Consider the following 11,483-nt stretch of genomic DNA (forward strand, 5'->3'; position numbering starts at 1 on the left):
AAACAAAAATTAACCATGAGAAAATATTTACAAATTGTAGATAGACACCGGGCATCCAAAGGAGCAAGGTTTGCTAATTATCTAATTGACCTTGTTGCTTTTTATATTGTTTTTTTTATCATTCTTATGATGCTGATGCCTATCAGTCCGGCTTTCAGAGAATGGATTGCCAATACCAGCGATATTGCCCAAAGATTGCTGGGCATTATTTCCTATATATTATTTTCTTTCTTCATGGAAGCCATAACCGGCGGAAGAAGCCTGGGAAAACTGATTACAGGAACCAAAGTAATTATGATTGATGGGGAAAAACCTTCTATCGGAAATTATTTTGTAAGAAATATTATAAGAGGAATTATATTGGTTGACCAACTATCATTTTTGGGTGAAAATGGCTTTCATGATAATTGGAGCAGCACACGTGTGGTGAACATAAAAGATTATGAAGCTGAAAGACAGCTGAAAAGCGATATCAACAGCATTGGAGCGAAAGAAATGATTTAAAAATTTTTGTTCATCAATTTTTTTTGCTATATTTGCACACCTCAAAAATGGTAAAAATGGTACTTTGGCCGAGCGGCTAGGCAGTGGTCTGCAACACCATCTACAGCGGTTCGAATCCGCTAGGTACCTCCAGCTCTGCAAACCTACATCCACAACAGGTTTGCAGAGATTTTTCTAAAATTCTCTAATGCGTTATTTTGTTTAACCGTGTAAAAAACAGTGTAAAATGAAAACGCATCACACACAAATCAAGGTTTATCCTGTATCTTGGGATAAAAATGTAAAATCTAATTTAAAGAAGACTTGGGAGATTCAGTACAAGTTCTTTTGTCCTGAATATCCACAGGGGTATCCCGTTCGGATAAAAGGAATGAATAGGGCAAAAAGTCTTGAAGAAAAACAATTCATTACTAAACACCTTATAAGCATCGAGCAAGAGAACTTAAGGAAGGGATTTAATCCTATCACAAGAGATTTTGAAATTCAAACTGAATTTGTAACCGAATTCACGCCTTTTATCGAAGCTCTGAATATTGCCTTCGAAAAAACAAAGCTTGTAAAATCAACGATCAAATCTATTAAAGACACAATTAAATTAGTGTCTGAAGCTTCTATGAATATTGGCATATCTACTAAGCCTATTGCAGAGATCAAGAAAAAAGATGTTAGAATTATTCTTGACTATCTGTTGACGAAAGGGTATTCTAATGACAGATACAATAAAGTGAAAACATACCTTGGCATATTATTCAACTATTTTGTAGACCTTGATATTTTTGAGCATAACTTTTTACATTTTATAAAGAAGAGGCCTCATACTCCTAAAATAAGAACCATTTTCCGAAAAGATGATAAAGAAAAGTTTATGGAGCTAAAATTGATCAATTATAAATTATGGCGAATCCTTACAATGTATTATTGCTCACAAACAAGAATTACAGAATTTCGTAACATAAAACTGTCAGACGTACATTTTGATAAACAGTATTTTATAATTTTTGAAAGAAAAGGAAAACGGTACCATGAAGTAATTAAACCTATTAACATTCACGTTTCCAAACTATGGAAAGAAGTTTTATCAGAGGCCGAAAAAGATGATGTTTATTTATTTTGCAATGACCTAATTCCCGGCATCCAGCCTTGTACAGAGTGGTCGCTTTCTAACAAATATCGTAGATGGGTTAAGGGTAAACTAGATATAGCTGCTGATATGGGATCTTTGAGGCATACATTCGCAAATGACATTACAACAAGTTATGGACTTGAAGAGGCACAGAAGGCGTTAGGGCATACAAATCAAAAGACAACCCGTATTTATGCTGTTGATTATAAAGAACAATTATTGGAGAAACAGAAGCATCTTAAAATAGGAATGTAGCCCAAAACATTAATCTTGACGAGTATTAATTGTTAATTACGGTTTCCCTTATTTATCACTTAATTGAGATTTCATATATTTGTGAAAATATTATCAATGAGAAATATTATTTACATTTTAATATTAATTCTTCTACATTCTTGTAGTAAATCAGATATTGTATGGGTAACCATAGGTGATAGTATTACAGCACGTGATGGCGAAAAATTTTTATCTGGAAGCGAAAAAGGGAATAAAATAATTGGCTACCAAACGTTGTTTACAGAAAATAAGCCATATTCCATTACTGTTAAGAATGAAGGATATAGCGGTTTTTCATTATCTGGTAATGAAAAATCTATTTATCAAGAAGTAAAAGACAAAAACTTTAGTGATGCTGATATTGTAACCATTTTTGTGGGTACAAATGATTTTAAATTAAATCGGCCAATTATTTCAAAAGATACACTGAACTCATTTAGATACTGTTATTCTCAATTAATAGACAAAATAAAGTCTCAAAATAATAAAACAGAAATCTATCTGATTACACCTTTAAAGAGAAATAATGATGGATACACATCCTTTAGTACTAATAAGGTAGGTTTAAAACTTACAGATTATCGAGAAGAAATTATTAATTTGGGACATGAAAAAAATGTAAAAGTAATTGACATGTTCTTAGAAAGTGGAATTGATGAAGGTAATTTATTTAAATACACTGTTGACGGTTTACATCCTAATAATGAAGGGTATCTAAAAATTAATGATGTACTAAATCACAATATTATAATAACTAATCCTAAAGTTGGTTCTTTATAATTATAACCAAATAATAAGGAAAAGGTGTTAGATCAAAGCCTAACACCTTTTAGTAATTGACGCAATAAAAAGTTATACAAAAAAAAGAGACTATCATTTAGATAGCCTCTGATTTGTCGTGTCGCTTTTTGATTGAATGTTATGCAAAGTTAATATGCTGTAATTCGCCTGCTAATTTATGTAATCCATTTTTAATCTGCAAGGCTTTTTTTTCTGATAATTTAATTTCATTATTTGTTGACAATCTTCTTAAAAGGCTTGAATTGATTCCGATATACTTTGCTAACTCACTTTTATTGAACAGTGAAAAATACTCGAAAAATGTTTCTAAATCCAGATAATAAGATACGGAAGCCTTCTTTATTTCATCTGCTTTAGTTACTTCTCCATCTTCTTCTAAGGCTTCTGCTAACAACTCGATAACCTCTTTGAAATTTTCTTTAATTTCTTCAAAGGAATCTCCCGCTGTTACCGCTCCGGGCAAATCGTTAGAATAAGCACTGTACCCGGTACCTGATTTTTCTAACACTAGTTTGATTTCCATAAGGGATTTTGAATTTTTATATTATTTGACATGATTTTTAAAGAACATAAGTTTTGTCTTGCTTTTTTATGTTATTAAAATCGCAGGGTTTATTTCAACCCTGCAGACTTTAAAATGGATAGTTCCGTTTTTTTCTTTAATTCCTTTGCACCATGGCGAGGAACTATAACGAAACCTTTCTTCGTAGTGTGTTTATACACATCATGATTCGCACCATGTCTATGAAGAAACCAACCGTCATCTGAGATGACACGAACGACCTCATTTACCTTCATAACATTTACTTAAGCGCTGTTGACAATACAAATATATGTAACATTTTTGTTACTTGCAAATATTTTGAAACATTTTTGTTACTTTTTTCATGAAAGAATCCCCACCGAAAAGGTAGGGCTCGAAAAACATCTCATTTTTTTTAGTTAGAAAAATACAAATCAGCTTCCGCTTTTCTTCTCCGGATCAGCCCATTCAAAACCTTTCCACCTGATGTAATATATTTCGTAATGAACCAGTTTCGAATTGCCTGGTCTGAAGCTTTTTTATTGATGAGCGAAAATAATGTTTCCGATCCGCCGGTATTATAAGTATGAGAAACCAGTGCATCAAATTGGTTTTGAGTCAATGCTACTTTAGTTTTGCTACTCACAATCTTCTCGTATGTTGGCAGTACCGCAGTAAAGATCTCGGCACCCTTTTCTTTTGTAATTGCAACATCTTTCATTGTTACTTTTTGTCCGCCTGGATAATAAGTATTTCCATACCCTATTGTTGGTATTCCTGCAGCGTCCAAATACGGCTTAGAACTAAAGCCTTCAAATGACAATATTAAGTCTATTCCTTTTTTTGATGTTTTCATTATTTTCTTTTTAAGTATTTATAGATTCCAAAAACGACAATAGCAACTATTCCAAATACTGCCAAAACAACCCATAATCCTGCCTGAAACCCGGTTGATTTAATCTTCTTTGTTCCCTGTTCCACTTTTGAAACAACGTCCTTGATCGTCTCTTTTGAAACCATATCCCTGGCCGTTTGCTGTATCACGTTTAATTTTTCATCACTGGATGTTTCCTTCTTGTCCTCTTTTGATTTCTTGTAATGATTAGCAATATAATAATCGGCCTTTCCTTTGATCAATATACTTTGAAGGGTATCACCTGAAACTATATTATGAAAAATCAAAGGGTTTAATGTATCGCTTTTCCCTTTTATTATAATGTCTCCGGTGAACTCATCTTTCTTTTGGGTCAGACTATTATCAGATATTTTCTTAGTCGATTCCTTTGAATCCCTTTCCTTAACAGAATCAAATTTCACCCGTTCTATTTCCGTTCGTCCTTCTTTACTATAAAAGGAAGACTTCTGTTTTGTCCTACAGCCTAAAATAAGACTACTCAGGAGTATTAGAATCAATATCTTTTTCATCTTGTTTTTGTTTAAATACGTTTACGTCTAAAGTTTTATTGAACTTTTCAAACTTGGTCAAAAATCCTAAAGGTGGGAATTTACCGTTGGTTATAATTCCAACATTTACTAGAGCATTCCCAGCAGGATAAATAAAGATCATCAGCTTAGTTGCTACTTTAAAGTATACACTATCAAGATCTGCATCAGCAATAATTTGAATAAAAGCTTCTGTTAAAAAGTATACAAGAATTACAAGCCCTATTTTTTGACAAAAGCCCATGATCATCATTTTGGGTGAAAATGACCCGCTTTTCATGTGCTTCCAGATGCCGATAATTAAGTCCGCTATTAAAGCAAATCCCAACATCCAAATGAACACATAGGACTCTATATACCACCCGGACAATCTTTCCGAAATGGTAAATCCGACAGCTGGAACTGCAGCAAGCTGAAGCGAGGCCCAGATCTTTCCACCCAATCCACCAGAATGAATTGAAAGAAGGTTTTTTATTATGAATTCTTTTATCATTTTTATTACATTTGCTTAAAATTCTCTTACCCGTGAAATTATTATGCTTTTTTGGATTCCATAAGTGGATCTATTATTCCCACCGACAAAGACAATGTTTAAATTGTCGTAAAAAAGAAATATTCATTCAAGGTGAAGCCGTAAGTGGGCTGTCAGATGATTCTTATTGGACTAAAGAATAATCTCAAAAATTGGTCCCCAGTTATATAAGTTAAAATAATTCATCACGGGATTAAAAAATGTCTGACTATCTCTTAAATTTCCTCGGGCTCCTTCAGTTCTTCCTGATTTTCTTGTTCCGGTTCTGCTTCCGTTAATTATATTCCAACCGGAACCATTAACACCATAAGTCAGTCGGGTTCCAGCAGCAGGCGGTCCTGAAAAATCAATTTTCACCGTATCGGCACTTACAATATTTACAGCAGTTATCATGGTAGCGGACGATGCTATAGTAGCCGTGGTCGAATATTCATTATTAACATTAACCAGATTAAAACCTTTATTTCCGTCCGTCTGAGGAGTAACCCAAACGTCGTCAAACATAAGGGGCTTCACCGGGACGTGGAACTGAATATACATTGAATTCCCTACACGTGTATTTTTCACAGGATAAATAGGCAAACGATGTTCGTTTTTAACTATAGCATCAAAAAGTGCGATTCCGTAGTGATTGCCCATATTTCGATATGTCTTGTTGGGAGCATGAACATTATCAGCCGCATTGTACTCTACATCGTACATCGTTTTTGCCAAAAAAATGCGCTTATCCTTTATAGCAGCATTTAATTGTTCGATCGCTATACGCGGATATCGGGTATATGGGTTATGACTGGCCACTTGATACATGATGCATTTAACATCATTTTTCTGACCGGTAATAGCCTTTATATCCGTGTTTAGATCATCTATTAATTTAATTAATTTGGACGCATATTCTGTTGGAATATACTTTCCAGATCCATAATCACCGGCATTATCTCCAGCGCGGTAGTCTTCTTCCCCCTGCGTCCAGCAAAATGCCGGGACTGAAAATGTTTTCCCTAATGAAGCAGCTGTGTTTTTTGCGGTTTGAACTTGTGACAATAACGAATTGTATGTTGTAGTCCCTTTGGATAAGTCCGTTATACATGTACCTCCAAGGAATGAAACACTTGTCATAAACATAAAGCCTGTAGGAAGAGCATAATTATTTTGTTTAGCCATTTCGATGAACGTTTCAACATAACCTCCGTTCATGTCCTGTACGATGTGGTTGGCACCATTAATATTAAAAGCTTCCGGGACTGCTGTGGTACTGGGAAATGTAGATGTCCCTCCGTCAGTTCCTCCAGCTAAACTTTGACCGAATGAAGGCACTAGTATTATATCAGTAAGTTTTTTTATTCCTGAATTGCCAATGTAATCCATTACCGCTTTTACATTAGGTATAAGCTCTTCATTTTCAACTTTTATTTCTGGAACCACTTGACCATCTCCAGCTACACTTATAAGTTCTATAAATTTCAAGCTCATTAATATTCCTCCTGCTGCAAAAGTAAGTTGTGAAATAGTAAAGTTTGCAGAAGTATTTCCTAGAACTGTTGCATAACCATACAATCCATTAAAAGGAGAAGCGTTGGTTGAGTATTTTAGTCCACCAGTGCAAAATAATGCAATTACATCATCAGAATTCCATTTCCATGAATTGTTAATATTTCCACCTTTGTCAGGCGTTGTTAATATATTGATTGTATTTAATCCAGCGGAAAGTGTGTATATTTTCTCATCTTGGAATGTTAGGGTAAAATTAGGCCCGGTTCCTGATTTTTTATATCTTTTAATATATATATCAGCAGGATTGACAACATTCATTTGAAATTCTGAAAGGATACAATTGGCATAGGGCACAGTGTAGCTTGTCAACCAATATACCACTACAGAATTAGAAGACCCAAAAGTATTCATATCGGCTCTTGTTAAAGCCGTTGTGCTTCCGAATTCAGTTGTCTCGGACCCATATAACCAATCAGTTATCTGCTTAGCCCCCTGCGCATCTTCACCGTTAAGCGGGTCGAATATAGAGGCAACTTCAACACCTGGTAATTCCACCTCTGTTTTTCGCCAATTCGCTCCATCATACCAAAATAAAGTATCATATCCCTTTCGCGCTTTTAAATTTCCTGCATTTGGGTAATTCGTTCCAGGATCATCGCTACTCGTTTGAGGTTTATACCACCCTTCCACGGTTGGTGCTGGATCTGCTGGCGAAATTGGTTTTGCGATATTACCAATGATTTGATAAAACAGCTCAACTGGCATTCTTCCTAGTTCTCCATCTCCTTTATCAACTACAATCCAGGAATCAAAAGAATCTGATGTTTCTGGAACATTGCTTATAGGTTCTAATTTTATAAAAGGTATATCAGGCATAATTATTTTTTTACTTCAATTCCCGTTTCATTATCAATTGCATATATCAAAGTTTTTGCGTCATTGGATAACGCATACTTCATCACATCACTGAATATATCATCTTCATTCAATAATATATTGAATCCATTTTCATCTTTCTGGTTGGTGAACTTAAATGTAACTGCCGCAGAAAGATCTTCTACTTCGGCTTTCTCTTTTCGTGTTCTTTTGGTCCCATCCACATAAAAATCATTATTAACGGAGTGAACAGAAATGAATGTCATAATATTATTATCACCTTCAATCATGAATTGATAACTGACACCCTCTTCAAGCCATGCATCATTAATAACTGTTGTTTCAATATCCCCAGCTGTCCCTGAATCTACTTCCTCGTCTATGCTGAATTGTCCCAAACAATACCCTGGTAAATTGGTAATCATCCAGTCGAACTGCTGATTACCATATGAAAACATGTTTTTAGCATAAGTATGTTTTGTAGCTATACGAATGTATTTTCTTCCGTCATTGAATAATAACTAATATTTTGATTTTCGGAAATAATTGGCTTGCTATCGGCAATATAATCAATCATATACTTAATTACTTCCACATATTCCGCTGGATCGTAATTTCCAATTTCTAGCCTAATTTCTTTTTCGATAAAAGAATTCAAGCCTTTAGTATTAATGTACTTATTGTCTGATACAATAATGATTTCTTTGTAATTTATCATTATTAATTGTGTCTAATTACTTATAAAAAGCCGTTTCATAATTTAATTGAAACGGCTTAAAATTATTTAAATATTCGATTTATTCAATCTTATCTAATCTTTCATCAAATCTCTATTAAACTCTTCAAGATCAAGTATTGGTCTATGATTTTGTTATGAGAATTTAGTTATTAAATAGCTGATTTTCTGTTAATATCAAATATATCAGTATCTTTTTCCTGAAATATGTCTTCTAATGCTGATGTGCCATTTTCCATTTTGTATTCGAGTTCTTTATCAGAAATTGGAATGCATAAAAGCCAATGTACAGTTTTCGTTTCAAGTTGCAATGGTCCTAATTTATCCCATAAAAAGGGTGATACAAACATAATGTGTTTCATCTCAGAAGTTTCACAGTACATTTCAACTATTCTCATAAACACTGTACCTGGTTGACATTCCCAACCCTTATTAATAATATAAAACCCTGATGTAGAGAGAATATTAGCCAGCATACTGAACTCTGTATATCCGGCAATTAAAAGCTCTATTGAGATGTCTTTAAAGCTATTGTCATTCATTTCAATTTTATTGGGGTAATCAGATACACCTATAGTACCACAAATTTTTATTCTTGGATAAAGAGGATCATCACATGTGAAAATATCAATAAAATTCTTTTTGTCTTCGTCATAATAACGGTTAATAACTTTATTAATACCAACAATATTTGTTATATAATTTGAAAGTTTTTTATTTTCTTCAGAAGCTTGTTCGTACATAAAATTTTATTTACTAAATATTACTTATTTTGATTTATTTAATAGTTCTTATTTCGTACTAAAATGCCGTCCCATATTAATTATTGAGACGGCTTTTATTCTATTATTCTTTTATTAAACTTTATTAATAATATGTACGTGGAGTATTTGATAAAATCAAATTAATGGCATCCTTCTTTTTGTTAACATAGAGATATTTATAATTTTCAATATCTTTCTTTTTTAAAAGAATTTTCTGATCCCCAATGTTAACTGTCAATTTTTCACAATTCGATTTTTGTAAGTAATAATCTGCTAAATTGATAGTGTTGTCTGTTGTTATACTTTTATTAAATACTTCTTTAGAATCACATTGCAGAGAAACTTTTTCATTATCAAAATTATTTTCAAAAAAGACATTGATAAAATTTCCCTTTATATCTATCTTTTTTTGTAATTCTGTCAAATTAGGTTTTGCATTTTCTTTGCTTAAAGTATAATTATGCCTTTGTTGACATTGGCAAAAAAATGATACGATTAAAAATAAAATAACTTTTTTCATATTTAGTCTTGGTTAAATGGTGATATAGATTGATTATTTTCAGTTTCCACTTTAGTGGTTATTGGCACATTCTTTTTAATTTCATTCAATTGTTCTCTTGTCAAAGCTTTACCATTAGTATCAGAAGTCATTAGGTTAATAGGTTTCATACTTTGTTTTATGTTTGGAGGGTTAGCAGGATCTACATCATGTCTTAACCCTACTGTATGACCAAATTCATGACTGGCTACCTCTCCGGTTTCAGAACCTAATATAGACATAATTTGAATTCTATTCGATTGTGAGTTTCCAATATTATTTACTTTACCCATTGTAAGTGGACTGCTTGCTCCCTCGATTTTATCTACAAAATTTACATAATAATCTCCTGCTGAAACACTTTTTACAAACTCAATATTATTTACTTTTGTACTAAGTGATACACCTTCACTATCAACCCCAGAGTAAATGCTTTCCACTGTTTTAACAATTTCAGCTGTTCTTATTTTTACATCATCTTGGGTCATAATTTTACTATTATTTAAAACCTTGAAATCAACTGTGTATTGAATATTTTCGCTTCCATCTAAATTCTTATAATGTATTCCTGACCACTCCAAGCCTTCTAGCTCTCTACCATCAGTCACTCTATTCTCAGCAAAATTATAATGAGACTGATAAGCATATTTTTCACTTAGAGGATCTACATTAAAGAACCTGCCCAGCTCTGGTATGCTGTTTCTCCATTTAAAAGAACTCCATCCTGTTTCCGTTTGCTTTTCCTGCCCCTGGAAACCATATGTATAACTTGGCAGCTGAGTATTGGCCCCCTGAAAACCTTCATACTCCATTCCCAATTGATAATAATTGGTTTCCCTGTCTATTACTGCTACATTGTTGTTTCCTCTGTAATAAGCCAGCCTGATGTTCCCTAAATGGTCTTCATAATTATATACATACCTCTTTTTCTGAAAATCATAATATCCTTCGGCCGTCGGGAAAAACTGAAGATATGGAGTTATGCTTCCACCTTCCTGCTCATACTGGAACCCGTCAAGATATTCGGTGTTCTTTGTCAGCGTTAGCCCGCTTTTGGAAGCAAAATACGTATATGCTTTCTTTAGCTTGCTTCCGTCTGCCCTGTATAAAAACTGAAGCTTATTATTATCCTGGGCAAAGTTTACCTCCTTAGGCAAATTTAAAAAATTATATGAGATAGCGGTTATACCTTTATCCAAATGATCGGTCATATTGCCATTTACATCATAACCAATGCTATTTCCGCCCGATGGATAGCCTGATGGATTGCTATTGTTGTCAACCACCTTTTTCAGCCTGTTCCCTTCATACACCTCGTATTTCAGATCATCTATCAATATAGGGGTGTTGTTGAGAGCCTGGTATCTTTTTAAGGTTTGGATATTTCCGTTCAGGTCATAAGTGAGTTTTTCGGTATACCCGTCATTTACCGGAGCTGTAGCAGTAGGTTCACGGTAAGAAGCATCCTTTAGTCTTTCTAAAGCATCGTATGTATAGGCATATCTTCTCAGAAAGTTTCCATTGGCTGTTCTCCAGTCAAACTCAGAAATATTACCGTTGTACTTTTTGGGAGCATAGGCATCATCAGCAGGATTTTCATATTTAAGCTCATAGGCAAATAATTTTCCACCAAGATCCTCAGGGTTATTCACTTTGGTAACCCAGCCCCGGATGTTGTAGGCATAATCTATAGATTGTAACGGGGTTCCAGAAGTATTCCCGGTCTTCTTATTAATAAGTTGGCCAATTTCATTGTAGGTATTTTCAGCCAGTAATTCCTCCGTATTTGTGTCTACCTGATGATATTGCTTCAGCAGTCTGTTCTGGTTATCATAGACAAACCTTTCTTTTACCTTAACTTCTGCATCAGTAG

13 protein-coding genes, 1 tRNA gene and 1 pseudogene are annotated in these 11,483 nt (G+C 33.8%); 4 read left to right on the forward strand and 11 right to left on the reverse strand.

The window, feature by feature from the left end:
• Window positions 1–15: 15 nt before the first annotated feature.
• The 4 genes from LC418_RS18290 (at window position 16) to LC418_RS18305 (ending at window position 2,683) form a co-directional block, all read left to right on the forward strand.
• Window positions 16–504 (forward strand): RDD family protein, encoded by a 489-nt coding sequence (locus tag LC418_RS18290; protein ID WP_223560186.1) that lies wholly within the window; start codon window positions 16–18, stop codon window positions 502–504.
• A gap of 58 nt (window positions 505–562) precedes the next feature.
• Window positions 563–636, forward strand: a tRNA-Cys gene (locus LC418_RS18295).
• Between the two features lie 94 nt (window positions 637–730).
• The gene (locus LC418_RS18300; protein ID WP_223560187.1) at window positions 731–1,882 is read left to right on the forward strand and encodes a tyrosine-type recombinase/integrase; all 1,152 of its coding nucleotides are present in this window, start codon (window positions 731–733) and stop codon (window positions 1,880–1,882) included.
• Between the two features lie 96 nt (window positions 1,883–1,978).
• Window positions 1,979–2,683 (forward strand): SGNH/GDSL hydrolase family protein, encoded by a 705-nt coding sequence (locus LC418_RS18305; protein ID WP_223560188.1) that lies wholly within the window; start codon window positions 1,979–1,981, stop codon window positions 2,681–2,683.
• Between the two features lie 139 nt (window positions 2,684–2,822).
• Here LC418_RS18305 and LC418_RS18310 read toward each other — a convergent pair whose 3' ends face one another.
• The 11 genes and pseudogenes from LC418_RS18310 to LC418_RS18360 form a co-directional block, all read right to left on the reverse strand.
• On the reverse strand, window positions 2,823–3,227 hold the full coding sequence (locus LC418_RS18310; protein WP_223560189.1) for a type II toxin-antitoxin system HicB family antitoxin: 405 nt from the start codon (window positions 3,225–3,227) through the stop codon (window positions 2,823–2,825).
• Between the two features lie 89 nt (window positions 3,228–3,316).
• Window positions 3,317–3,502 carry a type II toxin-antitoxin system HicA family toxin gene (locus LC418_RS18315; protein WP_223560190.1) on the reverse strand — a complete coding sequence of 62 codons (186 nt, stop codon included), beginning with the start codon at window positions 3,500–3,502 and terminating at the stop codon, window positions 3,317–3,319.
• A 140-nt stretch (window positions 3,503–3,642) separates the two neighbouring features.
• A complete protein-coding gene (locus LC418_RS18320) occupies window positions 3,643–4,083 on the reverse strand; it encodes a lysozyme (protein ID WP_223560191.1) in 441 nt (146 codons plus the stop codon).
• The gene (locus LC418_RS18325) at window positions 4,083–4,652 is read right to left on the reverse strand and encodes a hypothetical protein (RefSeq protein ID WP_223560192.1); all 570 of its coding nucleotides are present in this window, start codon (window positions 4,650–4,652) and stop codon (window positions 4,083–4,085) included. Before LC418_RS18325 ends, LC418_RS18320 begins: the two co-directional genes overlap by 1 nt.
• On the reverse strand, window positions 4,618–5,163 hold the full coding sequence (locus LC418_RS18330) for a phage holin family protein (protein ID WP_223560193.1): 546 nt from the start codon (window positions 5,161–5,163) through the stop codon (window positions 4,618–4,620). The genes LC418_RS18325 and LC418_RS18330 overlap by 35 nt, the downstream gene beginning before the upstream one ends.
• 171 nt (window positions 5,164–5,334) lie before the next feature.
• A complete protein-coding gene (locus LC418_RS18335) occupies window positions 5,335–7,572 on the reverse strand; it encodes a sialate O-acetylesterase (protein WP_223560194.1) in 2,238 nt (745 codons plus the stop codon).
• Window positions 7,573–7,574: 2 nt separating this feature from the next.
• Entirely contained in the window at window positions 7,575–8,030 is a 456-nt protein-coding gene (locus LC418_RS18340; RefSeq protein WP_223560195.1) for a hypothetical protein, read from the reverse strand.
• A gap of 26 nt (window positions 8,031–8,056) precedes the next feature.
• A complete protein-coding gene (locus LC418_RS18345; RefSeq protein WP_223560196.1) occupies window positions 8,057–8,290 on the reverse strand; it encodes a hypothetical protein in 234 nt (77 codons plus the stop codon).
• A gap of 170 nt (window positions 8,291–8,460) precedes the next feature.
• A complete protein-coding gene (locus LC418_RS18350) occupies window positions 8,461–9,051 on the reverse strand; it encodes a suppressor of fused domain protein (protein ID WP_223560197.1) in 591 nt (196 codons plus the stop codon).
• A 124-nt stretch (window positions 9,052–9,175) separates the two neighbouring features.
• Window positions 9,176–9,592 (reverse strand): hypothetical protein, encoded by a 417-nt coding sequence (locus LC418_RS18355; protein WP_223560198.1) that lies wholly within the window; start codon window positions 9,590–9,592, stop codon window positions 9,176–9,178.
• Between the two features lie 2 nt (window positions 9,593–9,594).
• Window positions 9,595–11,483, reverse strand: a pseudogene (locus tag LC418_RS18360) (hypothetical protein); the annotation flags it as partial.

This window comes from Chryseobacterium lathyri (genome assembly GCF_019970085.1).
Taxonomy (GTDB): Bacteria; Bacteroidota; Bacteroidia; order Flavobacteriales; family Weeksellaceae; genus Chryseobacterium; species Chryseobacterium lathyri.

Bases quoted from the DNA above. Each gene is read 5' to 3' on its own strand.
- LC418_RS18290 (WP_223560186.1), top strand. From the start codon at position 16: ATGAGAAAATATTTACAAATTGTAGATAGACACCGGGCATCCAAAGGA.
- LC418_RS18300 (WP_223560187.1), top strand. From the start codon at position 731: ATGAAAACGCATCACACACAAATCAAGGTTTATCCTGTATCTTGGGAT.
- LC418_RS18305 (WP_223560188.1), top strand. From the start codon at position 1,979: ATGAGAAATATTATTTACATTTTAATATTAATTCTTCTACATTCTTGT.
- LC418_RS18310 (WP_223560189.1), bottom strand. From the start codon at position 3,227: ATGGAAATCAAACTAGTGTTAGAAAAATCAGGTACCGGGTACAGTGCT.
- LC418_RS18315 (WP_223560190.1), bottom strand. From the start codon at position 3,502: ATGAAGGTAAATGAGGTCGTTCGTGTCATCTCAGATGACGGTTGGTTT.
- LC418_RS18320 (WP_223560191.1), bottom strand. From the start codon at position 4,083: ATGAAAACATCAAAAAAAGGAATAGACTTAATATTGTCATTTGAAGGC.
- LC418_RS18325 (WP_223560192.1), bottom strand. From the start codon at position 4,652: ATGAAAAAGATATTGATTCTAATACTCCTGAGTAGTCTTATTTTAGGC.
- LC418_RS18330 (WP_223560193.1), bottom strand. From the start codon at position 5,163: ATGATAAAAGAATTCATAATAAAAAACCTTCTTTCAATTCATTCTGGT.
- LC418_RS18335 (WP_223560194.1), bottom strand. From the start codon at position 7,572: ATGCCTGATATACCTTTTATAAAATTAGAACCTATAAGCAATGTTCCA.
- LC418_RS18340 (WP_223560195.1), bottom strand. From the start codon at position 8,030: ATGTTTTCATATGGTAATCAGCAGTTCGACTGGATGATTACCAATTTA.
- LC418_RS18345 (WP_223560196.1), bottom strand. From the start codon at position 8,290: ATGATAAATTACAAAGAAATCATTATTGTATCAGACAATAAGTACATT.
- LC418_RS18350 (WP_223560197.1), bottom strand. From the start codon at position 9,051: ATGTACGAACAAGCTTCTGAAGAAAATAAAAAACTTTCAAATTATATA.
- LC418_RS18355 (WP_223560198.1), bottom strand. From the start codon at position 9,592: ATGAAAAAAGTTATTTTATTTTTAATCGTATCATTTTTTTGCCAATGT.